Source organism: Enterobacter sp. SCRI0065 (genome assembly GCF_059766475.1).
Map to the genome: position 1 here is coordinate 236,747 of NZ_JCBAJB010000002.1, position 22,621 is coordinate 259,367.

The 22,621-nt window shown below is 53.6% G+C and carries 23 protein-coding genes; 21 read left to right on the forward strand and 2 right to left on the reverse strand.

What is annotated here, in order from left to right; translation table 11 throughout:
• Window positions 1-156: 156 nt before the first annotated feature.
• Genes prmB through AC6EMZ_RS07030 form a run of 6 tightly spaced genes read left to right on the forward strand, consistent with a single transcriptional unit; the run spans window position 157 to window position 4,707 of the window.
• Entirely contained in the window at window positions 157-1,089 is a 933-nt protein-coding gene (gene prmB, locus AC6EMZ_RS07005) for a 50S ribosomal protein L3 N(5)-glutamine methyltransferase (RefSeq protein WP_498401738.1), read from the forward strand.
• A 60-nt stretch (window positions 1,090-1,149) separates the two neighbouring features.
• A complete protein-coding gene (aroC, locus tag AC6EMZ_RS07010) occupies window positions 1,150-2,235 on the forward strand; it encodes a chorismate synthase (protein WP_498401739.1) in 1,086 nt (361 codons plus the stop codon).
• A 2-nt stretch (window positions 2,236-2,237) separates the two neighbouring features.
• Window positions 2,238-3,062 (forward strand): penicillin-insensitive murein endopeptidase, encoded by an 825-nt coding sequence (gene mepA, locus AC6EMZ_RS07015; RefSeq protein WP_498401740.1) that lies wholly within the window; start codon window positions 2,238-2,240, stop codon window positions 3,060-3,062.
• On the forward strand, window positions 3,062-3,871 hold the full coding sequence (locus AC6EMZ_RS07020) for a sulfite exporter TauE/SafE family protein (protein WP_498401741.1): 810 nt from the start codon (window positions 3,062-3,064) through the stop codon (window positions 3,869-3,871). Before mepA ends, AC6EMZ_RS07020 begins: the two co-directional genes overlap by 1 nt.
• Window positions 3,871-4,419, forward strand: coding sequence for an elongation factor P hydroxylase (locus tag AC6EMZ_RS07025; RefSeq protein WP_498401742.1), 549 nt, complete (start codon window positions 3,871-3,873; stop codon window positions 4,417-4,419). The genes AC6EMZ_RS07020 and AC6EMZ_RS07025 overlap by 1 nt, the downstream gene beginning before the upstream one ends.
• A 9-nt stretch (window positions 4,420-4,428) precedes the next feature.
• Window positions 4,429-4,707, forward strand: coding sequence for a YfcL family protein (locus tag AC6EMZ_RS07030; RefSeq protein ID WP_498401743.1), 279 nt, complete (start codon window positions 4,429-4,431; stop codon window positions 4,705-4,707).
• A gap of 46 nt (window positions 4,708-4,753) precedes the next feature.
• On the opposite strand, the gene mnmC is transcribed toward AC6EMZ_RS07030, so the two are convergent.
• On the reverse strand, window positions 4,754-6,754 hold the full coding sequence (gene mnmC, locus AC6EMZ_RS07035; protein ID WP_498401744.1) for a bifunctional tRNA (5-methylaminomethyl-2-thiouridine)(34)-methyltransferase MnmC2/FAD-dependent 5-carboxymethylaminomethyl-2-thiouridine(34) oxidoreductase MnmC1: 2,001 nt from the start codon (window positions 6,752-6,754) through the stop codon (window positions 4,754-4,756).
• A 158-nt stretch (window positions 6,755-6,912) separates the two neighbouring features.
• Here mnmC and fabB point away from each other — a divergent pair, with 158 nt between their 5' ends.
• Complete coding sequence (fabB, locus tag AC6EMZ_RS07040; protein ID WP_498401745.1) at window positions 6,913-8,130, forward strand: beta-ketoacyl-ACP synthase I; 1,218 nt, start codon at window positions 6,913-6,915, stop codon at window positions 8,128-8,130.
• Between the two features lie 106 nt (window positions 8,131-8,236).
• Here the strand turns inward: fabB and flk are convergent, their stop codons facing one another.
• Window positions 8,237-9,241, reverse strand: coding sequence for a flagella biosynthesis regulator Flk (flk, locus tag AC6EMZ_RS07045; RefSeq protein ID WP_498401746.1), 1,005 nt, complete (start codon window positions 9,239-9,241; stop codon window positions 8,237-8,239).
• Window positions 9,242-9,360: 119 nt separating this feature from the next.
• Here flk and pdxB point away from each other — a divergent pair, with 119 nt between their 5' ends.
• The 14 genes from pdxB (at window position 9,361) to AC6EMZ_RS07115 (ending at window position 22,618) form a co-directional block, all read left to right on the forward strand.
• Window positions 9,361-10,497 carry a 4-phosphoerythronate dehydrogenase PdxB gene (gene pdxB / locus AC6EMZ_RS07050; protein WP_498401747.1) on the forward strand — a complete coding sequence of 379 codons (1,137 nt, stop codon included), beginning with the start codon at window positions 9,361-9,363 and terminating at the stop codon, window positions 10,495-10,497.
• Between the two features lie 67 nt (window positions 10,498-10,564).
• Window positions 10,565-11,578, forward strand: a complete 1,014-nt coding sequence (locus AC6EMZ_RS07055; protein WP_498401748.1) for an aspartate-semialdehyde dehydrogenase — start codon at window positions 10,565-10,567, stop codon at window positions 11,576-11,578.
• Complete coding sequence (gene truA / locus AC6EMZ_RS07060; RefSeq protein WP_498401749.1) at window positions 11,578-12,390, forward strand: tRNA pseudouridine(38-40) synthase TruA; 813 nt, start codon at window positions 11,578-11,580, stop codon at window positions 12,388-12,390. The genes AC6EMZ_RS07055 and truA overlap by 1 nt, the downstream gene beginning before the upstream one ends.
• A 27-nt stretch (window positions 12,391-12,417) precedes the next feature.
• On the forward strand, window positions 12,418-13,077 hold the full coding sequence (locus tag AC6EMZ_RS07065) for a DedA family protein (RefSeq protein WP_498401750.1): 660 nt from the start codon (window positions 12,418-12,420) through the stop codon (window positions 13,075-13,077).
• Window positions 13,078-13,231: 154 nt separating this feature from the next.
• A complete protein-coding gene (gene accD, locus AC6EMZ_RS07070) occupies window positions 13,232-14,137 on the forward strand; it encodes an acetyl-CoA carboxylase, carboxyltransferase subunit beta (RefSeq protein ID WP_498401751.1) in 906 nt (301 codons plus the stop codon).
• Window positions 14,138-14,206: 69 nt separating this feature from the next.
• On the forward strand, window positions 14,207-15,475 hold the full coding sequence (gene folC, locus AC6EMZ_RS07075; protein ID WP_498401752.1) for a bifunctional tetrahydrofolate synthase/dihydrofolate synthase: 1,269 nt from the start codon (window positions 14,207-14,209) through the stop codon (window positions 15,473-15,475).
• Window positions 15,465-16,160, forward strand: a complete 696-nt coding sequence (gene dedD / locus AC6EMZ_RS07080; RefSeq protein WP_498401753.1) for a cell division protein DedD — start codon at window positions 15,465-15,467, stop codon at window positions 16,158-16,160. The genes folC and dedD overlap by 11 nt, the downstream gene beginning before the upstream one ends.
• Window positions 16,161-16,336: 176 nt before the next feature.
• Entirely contained in the window at window positions 16,337-16,825 is a 489-nt protein-coding gene (cvpA, locus tag AC6EMZ_RS07085; RefSeq protein WP_498401754.1) for a colicin V production protein, read from the forward strand.
• Window positions 16,826-16,858: 33 nt separating this feature from the next.
• A complete protein-coding gene (purF, locus tag AC6EMZ_RS07090; RefSeq protein ID WP_498401755.1) occupies window positions 16,859-18,376 on the forward strand; it encodes an amidophosphoribosyltransferase in 1,518 nt (505 codons plus the stop codon).
• An 88-nt stretch (window positions 18,377-18,464) separates the two neighbouring features.
• Complete coding sequence (locus AC6EMZ_RS07095) at window positions 18,465-19,034, forward strand: UbiX family flavin prenyltransferase (RefSeq protein ID WP_498401756.1); 570 nt, start codon at window positions 18,465-18,467, stop codon at window positions 19,032-19,034.
• A gap of 291 nt (window positions 19,035-19,325) precedes the next feature.
• On the forward strand, window positions 19,326-20,108 hold the full coding sequence (gene argT, locus AC6EMZ_RS07100; RefSeq protein ID WP_498401757.1) for a lysine/arginine/ornithine ABC transporter substrate-binding protein ArgT: 783 nt from the start codon (window positions 19,326-19,328) through the stop codon (window positions 20,106-20,108).
• 242 nt (window positions 20,109-20,350) lie between these two features.
• Window positions 20,351-21,133 (forward strand): histidine ABC transporter substrate-binding protein HisJ, encoded by a 783-nt coding sequence (gene hisJ, locus AC6EMZ_RS07105; protein ID WP_498401758.1) that lies wholly within the window; start codon window positions 20,351-20,353, stop codon window positions 21,131-21,133.
• Between the two features lie 88 nt (window positions 21,134-21,221).
• On the forward strand, window positions 21,222-21,908 hold the full coding sequence (locus AC6EMZ_RS07110; RefSeq protein ID WP_498401760.1) for a histidine ABC transporter permease HisQ: 687 nt from the start codon (window positions 21,222-21,224) through the stop codon (window positions 21,906-21,908).
• Window positions 21,905-22,618: an ABC transporter permease gene (locus AC6EMZ_RS07115; RefSeq protein ID WP_498401762.1), complete on the forward strand. Its 714-nt coding sequence runs from the start codon at window positions 21,905-21,907 to the stop codon at window positions 22,616-22,618. Before AC6EMZ_RS07110 ends, AC6EMZ_RS07115 begins: the two co-directional genes overlap by 4 nt.
• Window positions 22,619-22,621: the final 3 nt, after the last annotated feature.

Here is a 22,621-nt window from a genome sequence, read left to right on the forward strand (position 1 = left end):
AGTCAGTCTCATCTCTTATTTCCCATAGTCTACCTGAGGCAGGCGCAAGCAAAACGCATTTTTTCACGCTATCCAGGTCGCGACAATGCTGATTTATCGGCGTCTTCATGGCAAACTAGCCGCCGAAAATTAAGCAAGCATGCCCTGGAGAAAAAAGTGGATAAAATTTTTGTCGATGAAGCCGTAAACGAGCTACACACCATTCAGGACATGTTGCGCTGGTCGGTCAGCCGCTTCAGCGCGGCGAATATCTGGTATGGCCATGGCACCGATAACCCGTGGGATGAGGCGGTTCAACTGGTCCTGCCATCACTTTATCTGCCGCTGGATATTCCTGAAGATATGCGCACGGCGCGCCTGACCTCCAGTGAGAAACACCGCATCGTTGAGCGCGTGATTCGCCGCGTCAACGAACGTATCCCAGTAGCGTATTTGACCAACAAAGCCTGGTTCTGTGGGCACGAGTTTTTCGTGGATGAGCGTGTGCTGGTGCCTCGCTCGCCGATTGGTGAGCTGATCAACAACCATTTCGCAGGGCTTATTGACCATCAGCCAGAGCATATTCTGGATATGTGTACCGGCAGCGGCTGCATTGCGATTGCCTGCGCTTATGCCTACCCGGAAGCGGAAGTTGATGCCGTAGATATCTCGTCTGACGCGCTGGCCGTCACCGAGCACAACATTGAAGAGCACGGTCTGATTCATCACGTCACGCCGATTCGCTCCGATCTGTTCCGCGACCTGCCTGCGCTGCAATACGATCTTATCGTGACCAATCCGCCGTACGTAGACGCGGAGGATATGTCCGACCTGCCGAATGAATATCGCCACGAGCCGGAGCTGGGTCTGGCATCGGGTACAGATGGCCTGAAACTGACGCGTCGCATTCTGGCATGCGCGCCGGATTATCTGACCGACGACGGTATTCTGATTTGTGAAGTCGGTAACAGCATGGTACATCTGATGGAGCAGTACCCGGACGTCCCGTTCACCTGGCTCGAGTTCGACAACGGTGGTGAAGGCGTCTTCATGCTGACCAAAGCGCAGCTCATCGCCGCGCGCGAACACTTCAGCATCTATAAAGATTAATGCAGCGGGCTACGGCCCGTTTCACAACGCTCAAAACAGAACAACGACAACGGAGCCGTGATGGCAGGAAACAGTATTGGACAATTATTCCGCGTGACCACCTTTGGTGAGTCGCACGGACTGGCGCTGGGTTGCATCGTTGATGGCGTTCCGCCAGGCATCGAACTGACCGAAGCGGATTTACAGCACGATCTTGACCGTCGTCGCCCTGGCACCTCGCGTTACACCACGCAGCGTCGCGAACCGGACCAGGTCAAAATTCTCTCCGGCGTTTTCGAAGGTCGCACCACCGGCACCAGCATTGGCCTGCTGATTGAAAACACCGACCAGCGTTCCCAGGATTACGGCGCGATTAAAGACGTCTTCCGCCCAGGCCACGCTGATTACACCTATGAACAGAAATATGGCTTCCGTGACTATCGTGGCGGTGGGCGTTCCTCTGCTCGCGAAACGGCCATGCGCGTCGCGGCAGGTGCAATTGCTAAAAAATATCTGGCACAGAAATTCGGCATTGTTATTCGCGGTTGCCTGACTCAGATGGGCGATATTCCACTGGCAATTAAAGACTGGGATCTGGTTGAACAGAACCCGTTCTTCTGCGCCGATGCGGATAAAATCGACGCGCTGGATGAGCTGATGCGCGGCCTGAAAAAAGAAGGTGATTCTATCGGTGCCAAAGTGACGGTCGTCGCTGACGGCGTACCGCCAGGATTAGGTGAGCCCGTATTTGATCGCCTTGATGCCGACATTGCTCACGCGATGATGAGCATCAACGCGGTAAAAGGCGTGGAAATTGGTGACGGATTTGGTGTGGTCGCACTACGTGGCAGCCAGAACCGCGATGAAATTACGGCACAAGGTTTTCAGAGCAACCACGCGGGCGGCATTCTGGGCGGCATCAGCAGCGGCCAGCAAATCGTAGCGAATATTGCATTGAAACCGACTTCCAGCATTACCGTTCCTGGGCATACGATTAATCGCTCTGGCGAAGAAGTCGAGATGATCACCAAAGGGCGTCACGATCCTTGCGTTGGGATCCGCGCAGTGCCGATTGCTGAAGCCATGCTGGCAATCGTGTTAATGGATCACTTCCTGCGCCAGCGTGCGCAGAATGCGGATGTGACGACCACCATTCCACGCTGGTAAAAATGAAAAAAACCGCAATTGCTCTGCTGGCCTTGCTGGCTAGCGGAGCCAGTCTGGCAGCAACGCCGTGGCAAAAAATCACCCATCCGGTTGCCGGTAGCGCGCAGTCGATTGGTGCATTTTCTAACGGATGTATCGTGGGTGCGCAGGAGCTTCCGCTCCAGTCCAATACTTATCAAGTGATGCGTACCGACCAGCGTCGTTACTTTGGACATCCGGATCTGGTGATGTTTATCCAGCGTCTGGGGACTCGGGTGAATAACCTGGGGCTGGGTACGATGCTTATCGGTGATATGGGCATGCCGGCAGGTGGTCGCTTCAACGGCGGGCACGCCAGCCATCAGTCAGGGCTGGATGTGGATATCTTCCTGCAATTACCAAAAGCGCGCTGGAGCTCAGCGCAGTTACTCAAACCGCAGGCGCTCGATTTGGTCGCGCGGGATGGTAAAAACGTGGTGCCGTCGCTGTGGACGCCCGATGTCTTCAGCCTGATCAAAGTGGCGGCGCAAGATGACGAGGTAACGCGTATCTTCGTTAACCCGGCTATCAAGCAGCGGCTCTGTCAGGATGCGGGAACGGATCGTGATTGGCTGAGCAAGGTTCGTCCTTGGTTCCAGCACCGCGCACATATGCACGTGCGTCTACGTTGTCCGGCAAATAGCCTCGAATGTGAAGATCAGCCATTACCGCCACCGGGCGACGGATGCGGCGCTGAACTACAAAGCTGGTTTGAGCCTGCCAAACCTGGAACAACAAAACCTGAGAAGAAGACACCGCCTCCGTTGCCGCCTTCCTGTCAGGCGCTACTGGATGAGCATGTACTGTAATGGATAATTTCGTCGATCTGTTTATGGTGTCACCGCTATTGCTGGCGGTGCTTTTTTTTATCGCGATGCTGGCGGGATTCATTGATGCCCTGGCTGGCGGTGGCGGGCTTTTAACCGTTCCCGCGCTGCTGGCGGTGGGCATGAGCCCTGCGCAGGCGCTGGCCACCAATAAGCTACAGGCGTGCGGCGGATCGCTGTCGGCTTCAATCTATTTTATTCGTCGTAAGGTCGTTAACGTCGCCGATCAGAAGCTGAATATTCTGATGACCTTTATTGGCTCAACGACCGGTGCGTTGCTGGTGCAGCACGTTCAGTCAGACATCCTGCGTCAGATTTTACCGATTTTGGTCATCTGTATTGGCCTCTATTTTTTACTGATGCCAAAGCTTGGCGAAGAAGACCGTCAGCGCCGTCTTTACGGTTTGCCGTTTGCGCTGATAGCCGGTGGTTGCGTCGGGTTCTACGATGGATTTTTCGGGCCGGGTGCGGGATCGTTTTATGCACTGGCTTTCGTCACGCTGGCCGGTTTTAACCTTGCCAAATCCACCGCGCATGCCAAGGTGCTTAACGCCACGTCGAACGTCGGCGGCCTGCTGCTGTTTATTATCGGCGGCAAAGTTATCTGGGCGACCGGTTTTGTCATGATGGTGGGGCAGTTTTTAGGCGCGCGCGTAGGCTCGCGTCTGGTATTAAGCAAAGGCCAGAAGCTCATTCGTCCAATGATTGTTGTGGTATCGGCGGTGATGAGTGCCAAACTTCTTTATGACAGCCACGGACAGGAGATCCTCAACTGGTTGGGGATGAACTAATGAACAGTACACATAATTATGAGCAGCTGATTGAGGTCTTCAACGGCTGTTTTGCTGATGATTTTAATACCCGTCTGATTAAAGGCGACGACGAACCGATCTATCTTCCTGCTGATGCCGACGTACCGTACAACCGAATTGTGTTTGCGCACGGCTTTTACGCCAGCGGTTTGCATGAAATTTCCCACTGGTGCATCGCCGGGAAAGCGCGCCGTGAACAGGTTGATTTTGGTTACTGGTATTGCCCGGACGGACGCGACGCTGCCACGCAAGGGCAGTTTGAAGACGTGGAGGTTAAACCGCAGGCCTTCGACTGGCTGTTTTGCGTCGCGGCAGGTTATCCATTCAACGTCAGCTGTGACAACCTGGAAGGGGACTGCGAGCCGGACAGAATTACGTTCCAGCGTCGCGTTCACGCACAGGTAATGGAATATCTTGAGAAAGGGATACCGGAACGTCCAGCGCGCTTTATTAAAGCACTACAGAATTATTACCACACGCCGGAATTAAAGGCGGAACACTTCCCGTGGCCGGAAGATCTTAACTGAGGAAAGAAGATGATCGCAGAATTTGAATCACGCATTCTGGCGTTAATTGATGACATGGTAGAACACGCCAGTGACGATGAACTGTTTGCCAGCGGTTATCTGCGTGGTCACCTGACGCTTGCCGTCGCCGAGCTGGAAGCGGGCGACGACCACTCGCCAGAAGCGGTTCACGCTGAAGTGGGGCGCGGACTTGAAAAAGCCATTCAGGCGGGCGAACTCTCTCCGCGTGACCAGTCTTTAGTTTTAGCGATGTGGGACAATCTGTTCCAGCAGGCAAAATTGAAGTAATCCTGTTCTTTGCCCTCTCCAGGCGGAGAGGGCGTCAGGCGTCAGCCTACTTAATCATTTTTCCTTTCAATAGTTTCCGCACCCACAGTCGATTGGGGCTCAGTCCCGCCAGCGTTACGCCATCCATAGGGATCGGCTCGTCGCTCATTTGCGAGGCCAGTATTTCCGCCGCCAGTGGCGCAGTGCATAACCCACGCGATCCCAGCGCACCGATCATAAACAGGTTGGGATACACGGGGGCGGAGAGAGCAGACTCACGGCGTTCAGAAAGATCTTCATACGCTTCGAGCGTGGCATCGTAGTCCGGCACGTTGCCGACCATTGGCAGATGATCGCGGGTTGCACAGCGCACACCGCAGCGTGCATCGGCTCCGCTAACATCGACCTCTTTTGCCCATTCAGCCTGCGGGAAACAGTCAAGCAAACGCTGACGGTTTTGCTGCTGATCTGCCTCACTGTATGCGATTTCTTTCTGCCCCCGGTGGTAGCTGGCACCGATGCAGTGATGGGCGTTAGTCGGGTTTTGCGGTGTCAGATAGCCGTCATAACATAAGACCTGGCGAAGATTACGCAGATGTGGAGTCGTTGGAATATGGCTGACCTGGCCGCCTACCGGGTAAACCGGCAGTTTCTCGGTTTGCGGGAAGTCGCCGATACGGTGACCGTTTGCCAGCACCAGACTGGCATGCAGAGCTTCTTCGCCGTTGAGAAAACGTACATGCCAGCCCGTTTCTCGGCTTTCCAGTGACGTCACCTGATGGTCATAACAGACGTTTAATCCGCGAGTTTGGGCAAGATTTATCGCTGCTGTCGTGAGATCCGCCGGACACAGCCAGCCGCCTGCCGGATAATGGATCCCACCGCAGTCTGTTTGCAGACCTGTCTTCTCCTTCACTTGCTGTGCATTTACCGCTGTCGCGATTTCAGCTGGTAGTCCGAGGGAGAGCATCTGCGTAATCTTCTGCTGGCTTTTTTCATCCCAACCGAGTTGCGTCACGCCACACCAGTCGTGATCGAACGTGACCGGCAGGGTGTCATACAGACGACGTGCGAAGGTATACGCTGCCGGGAAAAACTGTCTGAGCGACGGGTCGTGGGCGGTCAGCAGGGGATATAACGCGCCCTGACGATTTCCGGACGCGCCTCCGGCAGGGGCGGAATTGGCACAATAGAGCGTAACCTTCCAGCCGCGCTGAAGTAAGGCAAGCGAAAGCAGGGCGCTGGCGATACCGCCACCGATAATCGCGGTCTCGCGGGATTCGCTGCCGGTGCGGGCAAACCAGGGGGCTGCTTTTAGCTGAGGCCTTTCCTGCCCCATTGAGCCAATCAGCATTTCGCGTTTACGTCCGAACCCTTTCACTTTTTGCATGGCGAAACCGGCTTCCTGCAAACCTCTGCGCACAAATCCGGCGCAGGTAAAGGTCGCCAGCGTCGCGCCAGGGCGGGCAAGACGCGCCATAGCCGCGAACAAATGTTCGCTCCACATATCCGGATTTTTGGCTGGGGCAAAACCATCTAAAAACCAGGCATCGACTTGTTGATTCAGAGAATCGTCGAGTTGGTCGGTCAGGTCGTTAATATCGCCGAGCCATAAATCCAGCGTCACGCGTCCACCGTCTAATAGCAGGCGATGGCATCCACCGATCGGTAACGGCCACTGGGCCTGGAGTTGTTCAGCCCAGGGTGCGAGCTCCGGCCAGTGCTGATGCGCCAGCGCCAAATCATGGGCGGTTAACGGAAACTTCTCAAAACTGATGAAATGTAATCTTTGAAGCGTAGCGTCAGGGTGAGCCGCCCGAAACTGCTCAAACGCCTGCCAGAGGGTAAGAAAGTTTAACCCGGTGCCAAAACCGCTCTCTGCGACCACAAACAGACTGCGTGGATGATGCGGAAAACGGTCGCCCAGGTGGTTACCTTCAAGGAAAACATAACGGGTCTCTTCCAGTCCATTATCATTAGAGAAATAGACATCGTCGAAATCTCGGGAAACAGGTGTACCCTCAGCGTTGAACTCAAGGTTGGCGGGTTGTATGGCGTTTTGTTTCACGTAAGTTACTCGTCTGACAGGCAGTGGTGCGATCTTAACGATGTGAGTCCGTCGGTGCAAATTTCCTCAGAAATTGGCTGATCGGACTTGTTCGGCGTACAAGTGTACGCTATTGTGCCACTCGAAACTTATTATAGTGCGACTTACAGAGGTATTGAATGAAACGTGCAGTGATTACTGGCTTGGGCATCGTTTCCAGCATCGGTAACAACCAGCAGGAAGTCCTGGCATCTCTGCGTGAAGGACGCTCCGGGATCACTTTCTCTGAAGAGTTTAAAGATTCAGGTATGCGTAGCCACGTATGGGGTAACGTCAAACTGGACACCACCGGTTTGATTGACCGCAAAGTGGTTCGTTTCATGAACGATGCCTCTATTTATGCTTATCTCTCCATGCAGGAAGCCATTGCAGATGCTGGCCTGAGCGACGAAGTTTATCAGAACAACCCGCGTGTTGGTCTGATCGCTGGCTCCGGTGGTTCGTCAAAAGCGCAGGTATTCGGCGCTGACGCTATGCGTAGCCCGCGTGGTCTGAAAGCAGTAGGTCCGTACGTTGTGACCAAAGCGATGGGTTCAGCGGTTTCCGCTTGCCTCGCGACGCCGTTCAAAATCCACGGCGTAAACTACTCCATCAGCTCCGCTTGTGCGACGTCTGCACACTGTATCGGTAACGCGGTTGAGCAGATCCAGTTAGGTAAACAGGACATCGTATTTGCTGGCGGCGGCGAAGAGCTGGGCTGGGAAATGGCCTGTGAGTTTGACGCGATGGGCGCACTGTCCACCAAATACAACGACACACCAGAAAAAGCCTCCCGTACTTATGATGCACACCGTGACGGTTTTGTTATCGCTGGCGGTGGCGGTATGGTCGTGGTTGAAGAGCTGGAACACGCTCTGGCACGTGGCGCACACATTTATGCTGAGATCGTTGGCTACGGCGCAACGTCCGATGGCGCTGACATGGTAGCTCCATCCGGTGAAGGCGCAGTACGCTGCATGAAGATGGCAATGCACGGCGTTGATACTCCAATTGATTACCTGAACTCCCACGGAACGTCTACTCCGGTAGGTGACTTGAAAGAGCTGGGTGCCATCTGTGAAGTCTTCGGCGACAACAGCCCGGCAATCTCTGCGACCAAAGCGATGACCGGTCACTCTCTGGGAGCGGCTGGTGTGCAGGAAGCTATCTACTCTCTGCTGATGCTGGAACATGGTTTTATCGCGCCAAGCATCAACGTTGAAGATCTGGACGAGAAGGCGGCTGGTCTGAACATCGTGACCAAACCGACCGAGCAAACGCTGACGACCGTGATGTCTAACAGCTTCGGTTTTGGCGGTACTAACGCCACGCTGGTGATGCGTAAACTGAAAGCGTAAGTTATACGTTTATATATTCGAGAGGGGAGCCTGATGGCTCCCTTTTTTTATGCCTTTATCAGAAGCCAGGCGGAACGGCTGTGACGCAAATCGCGTTCAGAAAGCGTTAAGCCACAATCCAGAAGATGGCTAGCGCAATTAACAGTGCGACGAACATCAGTCCCGGACGAGCAGAGATCGATTTCAGCGTTTCGACGACCGGAGCGAAAAGTGGGCTATAAATTGGCTGAATATGGCGGGCTTCAGGTACGCCTGGCTCGCGATCGGCGCGGCGCACAAAGATCTGATTCAGCAAATCCTGAACCTGCGCTGTGGTCAGCGCCGTCTGCGGAGTGGCCTGCCAGTTTTGCTGTGCGTAATCCCGAAAGACATCAAACTCCCGCGGCTCAAGCGGTTGTTTCAATGCGGCTTGCAGGGTATGCAGCGTTGGTGCGCTTTGGGTGCTGAGCGTTTGACGAGCCTGTAGCCATGTCACCAGATGCGTAAACTGCTTCGCGGGGATCAGTTCACCCGTTTTTACGCCAGAAAGCTCCAGCATGGATTGCCAGATAAGCTTGTTCGATTCGCCGGTCGCTGCCGCAAGCTTTGTGACCATCTGCTTGAGCGTATTGTGTTCGGCAGGCAGCAGTGGTCGCTCGGTTGCTGGCCGCTGCTGCGGCTGAGGAATAGAAAGCTGGTTGTTTTGTAAAAGCGTCAGCACGGTTTTGAGTTGATCAGGCGTGAGCTGGCTAAGCGCGGTTTGACCAAACTGTTGGCGGATAAAATCGCTCACGGCCTGGCGGTTGTTCCCCTGGCCCAGCAGCTCGGTCAGTTGGGAAACGATCTGACGAGTAGCATGATTTTGCTGCGCCGTATTCAGACGCTGGTTCAGGTTTTGCTCGGCTGCGGGGAAATGGCGTGATAACAACGCCGTTTCGTTCTTCAGCCCCAAATCATGTTTCATGCCAGCCCACACTTCGGCGTTCTGCTGCGAAGTCAGCGCAACAAGGCGCGTAATCAGACGCTCCAGCACGGTACGCTGCTGTGTTGAAAGAGGCTGTTCACCAATAGCTGAAGGTGCAATGGGGCCTTCGCCTGGAGGGCGCGGCGGCGTACCTGAAATGGGCTGCATCGTTATCGATCCTTTAAGTCATCACTCACCGTAAACCGGGCTCACGCATGCGTATATGCCTGGCGGCGAGATTATGGCACACTTGCCCGGTTAACTTCCTCTCAAACAGGTACCCAGACGTGAAAATCCTCGTTGATGAAAATATGCCTTACGCCCGCGAGCTATTTAGCCGCCTGGGTGACGTCAAGGCTATTCCTGGTCGTCCTATTCCGGTTGAGGAGTTGGCTGATGCCGACGCCCTCATGGTGCGCTCTGTTACCAAAGTCAACGAAGCTCTGCTGTCCGGTAAAGCCGTTAAGTTTGTCGGAACGGCAACGGCAGGAACCGACCATGTTGATGACGCGTGGCTTGAACAGGCGGGCATCGGATTCTCTGCCGCACCCGGCTGCAACGCCATTGCGGTTGTGGAGTATGTTTTCTCCTCTCTGTTGATGCTTGGTGAGCGAGATGGTTTTGCGCTAAAAGACCGTACGGTCGGCATCGTGGGTGTGGGTAACGTTGGTGGACGTTTGCAAAAACGCCTTGAAGCGCTGGGCATTCGCACGTTGCTGTGCGATCCCCCTCGTGCGGACAAAGGTGAGATGGGCGATTTCCGTTCGCTTGACGAGCTGGTTGAACAGGCCGATGTGCTGACTTTCCATACGCCGCTTTTCAAGGACGGTCCTTATCAATCTTTCCATCTGGCCGATGAGGCACTGATTCGTCGCCTGAAGCCTGGCACTATTCTGATAAATGCTTGCCGAGGCCCGGTAGTCGATAACGCCGCGCTGCTCACATGTTTGCAAGAGGGGCAAGATCTCAGCGTAGTGCTGGATGTCTGGGAACCCGAGCCGGATCTAAACGTCGCTTTATTGAATCGAGTGGACGTTGCCACCGCGCATATCGCGGGCTACACGCTGGAAGGCAAAGCCCGGGGGACGACGCAAGTCTTTGAGGCTTATAGCACCTTTATTGGCCACTCACAGCAGGTGTCGCTTGATACGCTCCTGCCTGCCCCGGAATTTGGGCGCATCACCTTGCACGGCACACTCGACGAGTCTTCGCTAAAAAGGCTGGTGCATTTAGTGTATGATGTGCGCCGCGACGACGCGCTGCTGCGTAAAGTGGCGGGTATTCCGGGTGAATTTGACAAGCTGCGTAAACATTATCTTGAGCGCCGCGAATGGTCTTCCCTGTATATCATTTGTGACGATGCCAGTGCGGCTACGTTACTCAATAAAATAGGGTTTAACGCCGTACACAACCCGGCGCGTTAATGTCTTCTTAATGCTCCCTGCTGGATAATCTGGCGGGGACGCTTATTTATTTCTGGAGTAAACCACCATGTCTGAAGGCTGGAATATTGCCGTACTGGGTGCCACTGGCGCTGTGGGCCAAGCCCTGCTCGAAACACTTGCTGAGCGTCAGTTCCCGGTGGGTGAAATCTTTGCACTGACCCGTACCGAGAGTGCAGGCGAAGCGCTGCGCTATGAAGGGAAAACGGTTCGTGCTCAGGACGTTGCCGAGTTTGACTGGTCGCAGGCGCAGCTGGCCTTTTTTGCCGCAGGCGTTGAAGCCTCGGCGGCCTACGCTGAAGAAGCGGCCAACGCAGGTTGCCTGGTAATTGATTTAAGCGGCCTGTATGCCCTGGAGCCTGATGTGCCGCTGGTTGTACCGGACGTTAACCCCTCCGTTCTGGCAGACTACCGTAACCGCAATATCATTGCGGTACCGGATAGCCTGACTAGCCAGCTTTTGACAGCACTTAAGCCATTGATCGACGATGGCGGTTTGTCGCGCATTACGGTGACCAGCCTGCTCTCCGTTTCTGCTCGTGGTAAAAAAGCGGTAGACGCGCTGGCAGGACAGAGCGCGAAGTTGCTGAACGGTATCCCGGTAGATGAAGACGATTTCTTCGGGCGCCAGCTGGCGTTCAACATGATGCCGATTTTGCCGGATCGTGAAGGTAACGTGCGTGAAGAGCGTCGTATCGTCGATGAAACGCGCAAAGTGTTGCAGGACGACGGGCTGATGATTTCGGCAAGCTGCGTACAGTCATCGGTCTTTTACGGTCATGCGCAGATGGTGAGCTTTGAAGCACTGCGTCCGCTGTCAGCGGAAGAGGCGCGCGAGGCTTTTGAACGCGTTGCGGATATCTCACTGAGCGAGGAAACAGACTTCCCGACTCAGGTAGGCGATGCCACAGGCAGCGCACACTTATCCATCGGCTGCGTGCGTAATGATTACGGCCTGCCTGAGCAGGTCCAGTTCTGGTCTGTTGCGGATAACGTTCGCTTTGGTGGCGCGTTGATGGCAGTGAAGATCGCTGAAAAACTGGTGCAGGAGTATCTGTACTGATGTCCGAAGTGGAACTACAGCCGGTTCATAGAATTGCTCTCGGTATCGAGTACGATGGCAGTAAATACTATGGCTGGCAGCGTCAGAATGACGTGCGCAGCGTCCAGGAAAAGCTGGAAAAAGCGCTCTCTCAGGTGGCGAACGAACCCATTAGCGTGAACTGTGCGGGTCGTACGGATTCGGGCGTTCACGGCACCGGTCAGGTTGTGCATTTTGAAACCACGGCAGTGCGTAAAGATGCGGCGTGGACGCTAGGGGTAAATGCGAATCTACCTGGTGACATCGCGGTGCGTTGGGTAAAAAATGTGCCGGACGATTTTCACGCGCGTTTTAGCGCCACCGCGCGCCGTTACCGTTACATCATTTACAATCACCGCCTGCGTCCGGCCGTGTTGGGCCAGGGCGTCACGCACTGTTATGAGCCGCTGGATACCGAGCGTATGCAGCGCGCGGCGCAGAGCTTGCTCGGCGAAAATGATTTTACCTCGTTTCGTGCGGTGCAGTGTCAGTCGCGCACGCCGTGGCGAAACGTAATGCACATTACCGTCAGTCGTTATGGCGCGTATGTGGTGGTGGATATCAAAGCGAATGCCTTTGTACATCATATGGTCAGGAATATCGTTGGCAGCCTGATGGAAGTAGGTGCCGGACACCAGCCGGAGAGCTGGATTGCAGAACTGCTGGCAGCGAAGGACAGAACGCTTGCGGCAGCAACGGCGAAAGCGGAAGGTTTGTATCTGGTATCGGTTGATTATCCAGAACGTTTTGGCCTTCCAAAGCCGCCAATGGGCCCGCTGTTTTTAGCGGACTAACGCAGTTGCAATTAAGGCTTAGCGAATATGGACGTAATACGTTTTATCATCGATTTCATCCTGCATATCGATGTTCATCTGGCAGAGCTGGTCGCGCAGTATGGCGTCTGGGTCTATGCCATTTTGTTCCTGATCTTGTTCTGTGAAACCGGGCTTGTGGTCACGCCATTTTTACCGGGAGATTCGCTGCTGTTTGTTGCGGGTGCGCTTTCTGCACTGCCAACCAACGATCTGAACGTGCACCTGATGGTGGTATTGATGATCGTGGCGGCTATTGTTGGCGATGCGGTGAACTACACTATTGGGCGACTGTTCGGTGAAAAGCTATTTAGTCATCCGAACTCGAAGATTTTCCGCCGTAGCTATTTAGACAAAACCCATGCGTTCTATGAACGTCACGGTGGCAAAACCATTATTCTGGCGCGTTTCGTGCCGATCGTTCGTACCTTCGCACCGTTTGTGGCAGGTATGGGGCACATGTCCTATCGTCATTTTGCTGCGTATAACGTGATCGGTGCTCTGGTGTGGGTCCTGCTGTTTACCTATGCGGGCTACATCTTTGGTGATTTGCCGATAGTTCAGGAAAACCTTAAGTTATTGATTGTCGCTATTATTGTGCTTTCGGTGCTGCCGGGCGTGATCGAAATTATTCGACACCGGCGCGCAGCAGCAAAACAAACGAAGTGATAACGCATTTGCGGTTCGACCACTTTTTTATCCAAAGTTTCGGGCTGTTATGTTTTAATGTGCAACATTCATGGTCTGTTTGTGGCAAAAATGGCATTATGCGCCGCTTACAGCAAAACTGGCATACGACCAGGTTCAGGCAGAAAGGTTATCAATGAGCTGGATTGAACGAATTAAAAGCAACATCGCGCCCACCCGTAAAGCGAGTATCCCTGAAGGGGTGTGGACCAAGTGTGATAGCTGCGGTCAGGTTCTGTACCGCGCCGAGCTAGAGCGCAATCTTGAGGTTTGTCCTAAGTGTGATCATCACATGCGTATGTCGGCGCGTAATCGCCTGCATAGCCTGTTCGATGAAGGAACGCTGGTAGAACTGGGCAGCGAACTTGAGCCAAAAGATCTGCTGAAGTTCCGTGACTCCAAGAAGTATAAAGATCGTCTGGCTTCCGCTCAGAAAGAGACCGGTGAGAAAGACGCCCTGGTGGTAATGAAAGGTACTCTTCATCAGATGCCGATCGTTGCTGCGGCCTTTGAGTTCTCCTTTATGGGGGGCTCAATGGGTTCTGTCGTGGGCGCGCGTTTCATCCGTGCCGTTGAGCAGGCGCTGGAAGACAACTGTCCGCTGATCTGCTTCTCCGCCTCCGGTGGCGCACGTATGCAGGAAGCGCTGATGTCGCTGATGCAGATGGCTAAAACCTCTGCTGCGCTGGGCAAAATGCAGGAACGTGGTCTGCCGTATATCTCCGTACTGACCGACCCGACGATGGGCGGCGTTTCGGCGAGCTTTGCGATGCTGGGCGATCTGAACATTGCTGAACCAAAAGCACTGATCGGCTTTGCTGGCCCGCGCGTTATCGAGCAAACCGTACGTGAGAAACTGCCGCCGGGCTTCCAGCGCAGTGAATTCCTGATTGAAAAAGGCGCTATCGACATGATCGTTCGTCGCCCGGAATTGCGCCTGAAACTGGCAAGCGTTCTGGCGAAGCTGATGAATCTGCCAGCACCAAATCCGGACGAACCGCGCGAAGCCGTGGTGGTGCCGCATCAGGAACCCGAGGCCTGATAACTCAAAAGGGCAGGGCCAAACGGCGCTGCCCTTTTGCTTTCACTCCGTAACTGAAAAGTGCGTATCATGGAAAATACCAATATTCCCCTAGCCACGTCGCCCCTGGTCACGTGGCTTTCTTATCTGGAAAACCTGCACAGTAAAACCATCGATATGGGACTTGAGCGCGTCAGCCAGGTTGCGGCGCGCCTTGGCGTACTCAAACCGGCTCCGTTCGTGTTTACCGTGGCCGGGACCAACGGTAAAGGAACGACCTGCCGGACGCTGGAAGCCGTGCTGATGGCCGCAGGTTATAAGGTGGGCGTGTACAGTTCCCCGCACCTGGTGCGTTACACGGAGCGCGTGCGTGTGCAAAATAGCGAACTGCCGGAATCCGCTCACACTGCTTCTTTTGCCGAAATTGAAGCCGCACGTGGTGAGGTTTCATTAACCTATTTTGAGTACGGAACCCTCTCAGCATTATGGTTGTTTAAGCAGGCGCAACTGGACGTCGTTATCCTGGAAGTCGGCCTGGGTGGCCGTCTTGATGCCACCAATATGGTGGACGCCGATGTGTCTGTTGTGACCAGTATCGCACTCGATCACATCGACTGGCTGGGGCCGGATCGAGAAAGCATTGGTCGCGAGAAAGCCGGTATTTTCCGTGCGAACAAACCGGCTATCGTGGGTGAACCGGATATGCCGCAGACCATCGCTGATGTGGCGTACGAGAAGGGTGCAAAACTCATGCGCCGCGGCGTTGACTGGCAGTACGAGGTTCAGGAGAACGGCTGGCGTTTTAGCGACGCGCAGGGCGAATTAGCCAATCTGCCGTTGCCACAGGTACCGCAGCCAAACGCCGCGACCGCGCTGGCGGCGTTGCGGGCCAGCGGTTTGACGGTGAGCGAACGGGCAATACGTGATGGCATTCAGCATGCGATTCTGCCAGGGCGTTTTCAGACCGTCAGTGAATCACCGCGCGTGATTCTGGATGTAGCGCATAATCCTCACGCCGCAGCTTATCTAGCGGGTCGCCTCAAATCACTACCAAAAACCGGGCGCGTTCTGGCGGTTATCGGTATGCTTCATGATAAAGATATTGGCGGCACGCTGGCCTGCATGGAGAGTGTGGTCGATTACTGGTATTGTGCTCCTCTGGAAGGGCCGCGTGGCGCGACTGCTGAACAGCTGATGGAACATCTCGGCGAAGGCAAAGCCTATGAAAACGTGGCGCAGGCATGGCATGCGGCAGTGGCCGATGCTAAACCTGAAGATACCGTGCTGGTATGTGGATCGTTCCATACCGTAGCACATGTCATGGAAGTGATGGACGCGGGGAGAACCAGTGGCGAGTAAGTTTCAGAATCGTTTAACAGGTACCATTGTGCTGGTTGCGCTGGGGGTGATTATCCTTCCAGGACTGCTCGACGGGCAAAAAAAACATTATCAGGATGAGTTCGCGGCAATCCCGCTGGTGCCAAAGCCCGGCGATCGCGATGAGCCCGACATGTTACCTGTGGCAACACAGGCGCTGCCTGCACAACCGCCAGAAGGCGCTGCGGAAGAAGTTCGCGCAGGTAATGCGGCGGCTCCGTCGCTCGATCCTTCTCGTTTTACCGCTAACAACGATATCGATCCCGTACCGGAACCGGTGGTTCAGCCTAAGCCTGTAGAAAAAGCTAAGCCGGTTGAAAAACCGCAGCCAAAACCGCAACGCGATAAAACCAACGAGCAACTGGCCGCCGCTACCGAAGCTGCGCCAGAAAAACCGGTGCAAGAAGAGAAACCTGCGCCGACCGGCAAGGCGTATGTTGTACAGCTGGGTGCGCTGAAAAACGCGGATAAGGTGAATGAGGTCGTCGGTAAATTACGCGGTGCGGGTTATCGCGTTTACACGTCGCCAACGACGCCTGTGCAGGGTAAAATCACGCGTATTCTCGTCGGACCGGATGCCTCAAAAGATAAGCTGAAAGGTTCACTTGGTGAGCTGAAACAGATCTCCGGTTTGAGCGGTGTGGTGATGAATTACAGTGCGAACTGATTGACTCTCACCCGCCCCGATCCCTTCAAGGGGAGGGGATAAAACCTACGGCGTTGAACATTTTTTCAGCGCCTTTTTTATTTACGCGCGGGAAGGAAATCCCTACGCAAACGTTTTCTTTTTCTGTTAGAATTCGCCCCGAACTGGATGACAGGGCGTTTAATCGTGGGACATATATGGTCTGGATTGATTACGCCATCATTGCGGTGATTGGTTTTTCCTGTCTGGTAAGCCTGATCCGTGGCTTTGTTCGTGAAGCGTTATCGCTGGTGACATGGGGTTGTGCTTTCTTTGTTGCCAGTCATTACTACACTTACCTGTCCGTCTGGTTCACGGGCTTTGAAGATGAGCTGGTCCGAAATGGAATCGCCATCGCGGTGCTGTTTATCGCGACACTGATCGTCGGCGCTATCGTCAATTTTGTGATAGGTCAGCTGGTCGAGAAAACCGGTCTGTCAGGAACGGACAGGGTACTCGGGGTCTGTTTTGGTGCGTTGCGAGGCGCGCTGATTGTGGCCGCGATACTGTTCTTCCTCGATACCTTTACCGGGTTTTCAAAAAGTGAAGACTGGCAGAAATCGCAGCTGATTCCACAGTTCAGTTTCATCATCAGATGGTTCTTTGACTATCTGCAAAGCTCGTCGAGTTTCTTGCCCAGGGTCTAAACCCTGAGATGTAGCTTAACGAGGAAAAGACGTATGTGCGGGATTGTCGGTATCGCCGGTTTCATGCCGGTAAACCAGTCTATTTATGACGCGTTATCGGTGCTCCAGCACCGTGGGCAGGATGCTGCGGGTATCATCACGATTGATGCAAACAACTGCTTCCGTTTACGCAAAGCGAATGGCCTGGTCAACGATGTGTTTGAAGCCCGTCATATGCAGCGTCTTCAGGGCAATATGGGTATCGGCCACGTTCGTTACCCGACCGCTGGCAGTTCCAGCGCCTCTGAGGCTCAGCCATTCTACGTGAACTCTCCGTATGGCATCACTCTTGCCCACAACGGTAACCTGACCAACGCCCACGAACTGCGTAAAAAGCTGTTCGAAGAGAAGCGTCGTCACATTAACACCACTTCTGATTCTGAAATTCTGCTCAACATCTTTGCGAGTGAGCTGGATAACTTCCGTCATTATCCACTGGAAGCCGATAACGTTTTTGCCGCCGTAGCCGCGACGAATCGCTTAATCCGCGGTGCGTACGCCTGCGTCGCGATGATCATCGGTCACGGTATGGTTGCCTTCCGCGACCCGAACGGTATCCGTCCGCTGGTACTGGGCAAACGCGATTTAGGCGATGGCCGTACCGAATACATGGTGGCCTCTGAGAGCGTGGCGCTTGATACGCTGGGCTTTGAGTTCCTGCGTGATGTTGCGCCGGGTGAAGCGGTGTATATCACCGAAAAAGGCCAGCTGTTTACTCGTCAGTGTGCGGAAAACCCGGTGAGCAATCCGTGCCTGTTCGAGTACGTGTACTTTGCCCGCCCGGATTCCTTCATCGATAAAATTTCCGTGTACAGCGCTCGCGTTAATATGGGAACCAAACTCGGTGAAAAAATTGCCCGCGAGTGGGACGATCTTGATATCGACGTAGTCATTCCGATTCCGGAAACCTCCTGCGATATCGCGCTGGAAATCGCACGTATTCTGGATAAACCGTATCGTCAGGGTTTCGTTAAGAACCGCTACGTTGGCCGTACCTTTATCATGCCGGGCCAGCAGCTGCGCCGTAAATCGGTGCGCCGTAAGCTAAACGCTAACCGTGCTGAGTTCCGCGATAAGAACGTACTGCTGGTGGATGATTCCATCGTGCGGGGTACCACTTCCGAGCAGATCATCGAGATGGCACGTGAAGCGGGCGCGAAGAAGGTCTATCTGGCGTCTGCGGCACCAGAAATTCGCTTCCCGAACGTTTATGGTATTGATATGCCTACTGCGAACGAGCTGATTGCACATGGCCGCGAAGTGGATGAGATTCGCCAGATCATCGGTGCCGACGGATTGATTTTCCAGGATCTCAGCGATCTGATTGACGCGGTACGCGCAGAGAACCCGGATATTCAGCAGTTCGAATGTTCGGTGTTCAACGGTATCTACGTGACGAAAGATGTTGATCAGCAATACCTCGACTATCTTGATTCGCTGCGTAACGACGACGTCAAAGCCGTACAGATGCAGAACGATCTTGAAAGTTTAGAGATGCACAACGAAGGCTAAAGCCTTAGCAAGTGAGGGTGCGAGCCCTCACTTGCAACTCCCCGCAAAATCCTGCAAAGTCTGCCCTGATACAAGAAAGGGCGAAATCATGAAACGACTCATCGTAGGGATCTCAGGTGCCAGTGGCGCTATTTACGGCGTACGGTTGCTACAAGTATTGCGCGACGTGGCTGAGGTCGAAACCCATCTGGTCATGAGTCAGGCTGCGCGTCAGACCCTCACGCTCGAAACCGATTTTTCCTTGCGCGATGTCCAGTCACTGGCAAACGTGGTTCATGATGCCCGTGATATCGCTGCCAGCATCTCTTCCGGCTCTTATAAAACTGCCGGAATGGTTATCCTGCCCTGTTCGATTAAAACGCTGTCCGGCATCGTGAACAGCTATACCGATACGCTGGTGACCCGGGCTGCTGATGTCGTGCTTAAAGAGCGACGTCCGCTCGTGCTCTGCGTGCGCGAAACCCCTCTGCATCTGGGACATTTGCGCTTGATGACGCAGGCTTCTGAACTGGGTGCGGTGATCATGCCTCCGGTTCCGGCTTTTTATCATCGCCCACAAACGCTGGATGACGTGATTAATCAGACCGTTAACCGCGTGCTTGATCAGTTTGATATCGACCTGCCCGAAGATCTGTTTACCCGCTGGCAAGGCGCTTAGCACCCCGCACAACATGAGTGCATGAAAAGCCAACTTGCCCTGTTTCAGGGCAAATATGCAACAGCGATCATATCCTCAACATTTAATTCGTTTTTTCCCTTTTTCCCTCTGCGGTTCGTTCGGCAGACCTGCTATCTTTCACCATTAAGGCAATATCGCAACGTTTTATTAACATATTTAACGTCGAATTTTCGACCCGATGAGAATGTGGCATAAGACCTGCAAGAGAACGCCTGCACTACAACACACAACACAAACCATAATAAAATCACGATACTTGAGGGTAAATGTATGAAGAAGACGGTTCTGGCTCTCTCTTTGCTGGTGGGGTTAAGTGCTGCTGCAGGCAGCTATGCAGCACTCCCTCAGACAGTGCGTATCGGTACTGACGCCACCTACGCGCCATTCTCTTCTAAAGATGCGAAAGGCGATTTTGTTGGCTTTGATATCGATCTGGGAAATGAGATGTGCAAACGCATGCAGGTGAAATGCACATGGGTAGGCAGTGACTTTGATGCGTTAATCCCGTCTCTGAAAGCCAAGAAAATCGATGCCATCATCTCCTCACTTTCCATCACCGAGAAGCGTCAGCAGGAAATTGCTTTCTCTGACAAGCTCTATGCAGCTGACTCTCGTCTGATTGCTGCGAAAGGCTCTGTGATTAAACCGACCATTGAATCGCTGAAAGGCAAACACGTGGGCGTGCTCCAGGGCTCGACCCAGGAAAGTTTTGCCAACGCCGACTGGCGTGAAAAAGGGGTTGATGTTGTTGCTTACCAGAATCAGGATCTGATTTATTCCGATCTGGCAGCGGGGCGTCTGGATGCCGCATTCCAGGATGAAGTTGCAGCGAGCGAAGGCTTCCTCAAGCAGCCAGCAGGGAAAGAATTCGCCTTTGCTGGCCCGTCCGTGAAAGATAAAAAATACTTTGGCGACGGTACCGGGATTGGCTTGCGTAAAGATGATGCCGAGCTGAAAGCCGCGTTCGATAAAGCCTTTGCCGAACTGCGCAAAGACGGTACTTATGACAAACTGGCGAAAAAATATTTCGACTTCAACGTATACGGTGATTAATCATCTTTGATGTGACGCGCGCCATAGTGATTCACCAGCGCGGTGCAATGAAGGTGTGAATGTTCCAATATGGTGCAGATGGTGCACCATATTGGATCGCTGATTGCATAGTTAAGCATTAATCATGCAATAATTACCACTCGACGGGGATTTTACTTTGCCTTGCCGAGGGAATTAATGGCACATTAATGACAACCCCGCGTCGTAAAATCCCGTATGAAGACAGTTTGTTGAGGATAAATATGAAAAAACTGGTGTTGTCACTTTCACTGGCGTTGGCTTTTTCCAGCGCTACCGCGGCATTCGCAGCCATTCCGCAAAAAGTTCGTATTGGTACCGATCCAACTTATGCTCCGTTCGAATCTAAGAATGCGAAGGGAGAGCTGGTTGGTTTTGATATCGATTTGGCAAATGAGTTGTGTAAGCGTATTAAAACGCAATGTACCTACGTTGAAAACCCGCTGGACGCGCTTATCCCTTCGCTGAAAGCCAGGAAAATCGACGTGATTATGTCTTCTCTCTCAATCACCGAAAAACGTCAGCAGGAGATTGCCTTCACCGACAAGCTTTATGCTGCGGATTCCCGTCTGGTGGTGGCCAACGCGTCTGATATTCAGCCAACGCTTGAGTCCCTGAAAGGCAAACGCGTCGGCGTATTGCAGGGCACAACTCAAGAAACCTATGGCAATGAACACTGGGCTCCGAAAGGGATTGAAATCGTCTCTTATCAGGGTCAGGAAAACATTTACGCCGACCTGACTGCGGGGCGTATTGACGCCGCGTTCCAGGACGAAGTTGCCGCAAGCGAAGGATTCCTGAAGCAGCCTGCCGGTAAAGATTACAAATTTGGCGGCCCGTCTATTAAGGATGAAAAACTCTTTGGCGTCGGCACCGGTATGGGCCTGCGTAAAGAAGATAACGAACTGCGTGAAGCGCTGAATAAAGCGTTCGCTGAAATGCGCGCTGATGGCACTTACGAAAAACTGGCGAAAAAGTACTTCGACTTTGATGTCTACGGCGGTTAATCACCCCGTTTAATAACGTGCGGCCCCTCTCGATAAGAGAGGGGAAAAGACACGGTTTGACCACTCACGACACGACAGGGCAGGCGGTATGCTGTACGGATTTTCTGGCGTTATTTTACAAGGCGCGCTTGTCACTCTCGAACTGGCCCTCAGTTCCGTGGTGCTGGCAGTGCTAATAGGTCTGGTGGGTGCGGGAGCGAAGCTCTCGAGCAATCGCATGTCCGCACTGATCTTCGAAGGTTATACCACGCTGATTCGCGGTGTTCCGGATCTGGTGCTGATGCTGCTCATTTTTTACGGCCTGCAAATCGCGGTGAATAGCGTGACGGATGCACTTGGCGTCGCGCAGTTGGATATTGACCCGATGGTGGCCGGTATTATCACCCTGGGCTTTATCTACGGTGCCTATTTTACAGAAACCTTCCGTGGCGCATTTCTGGCGGTTCCTAAAGGACATATCGAGGCGGCTACCGCCTTTGGTTTTACCTCGTCGCAAATTTTCCGCCGGATTATGTTCCCGGCCATGATGCGCTTTGCCTTACCAGGCATTGGCAACAACTGGCAGGTAATTCTGAAAGCAACGGCGCTGGTTTCTCTGTTAGGGCTGGAAGACGTTGTTAAGGCCACTCAACTTGCCGGTAAAAGTACCTGGGAACCCTTCTACTTTGCCGTCGTGTGTGGCGTTATCTATCTGGTCTTTACGACCGTTTCCAATGGTGTGCTGCTGCTGCTCGAACGTCGCTACTCCGTGGGTGTGAAGAGGGCTGACCTGTGATTGAGATTATTCAGGAATACTGGAAATCGCTGCTGTGGACCGATGGCTATCGCTTCACTGGCGTAGCAATCACGCTGTGGCTGCTGATTTCTTCTGTGGTTGTCGGCGGCATTCTGGCGATATTTCTCGCCATCGGACGGGTATCGAATAACAAATATATACGCTTCCCCATCTGGTTATTCACCTATATCTTTCGCGGTACGCCGCTGTACGTTCAGCTCCTGGTGTTTTATTCCGGAATGTACACGCTGGAAATTGTGAAAGGCACCGAGATGCTCAATGCCTTCTTTCGCAGTGGGCTGAACTGTACCGTGCTGGCGCTGACGCTGAATACCTGTGCGTATACCACCGAGATTTTTGCCGGAGCGATCCGCTCTGTGCCTTACGGTGAGATTGAAGCTGGTCGCGCCTATGGATTCTCTTCGGTGAAGCTTTATCGCTGTATCATTCTGCCGTCGGCGCTGCGTATTGCGCTGCCTGCCTACAGCAATGAAGTGATTTTAATGCTGCATTCCACCGCGCTGGCGTTTACTGCTACCGTACCGGATTTGCTGAAAATCGCCCGTGATATTAACTCGGCGACTTATCAGCCCTTTACCGCATTCGGTATTGCTGCGGTGTTGTATTTAATCATTTCATACGTCCTGATTAGCCTGTTCCGCAAAGCGGAAAAACGCTGGCTGCAGCATGTAAAACCTTCGACGCACTGAGAA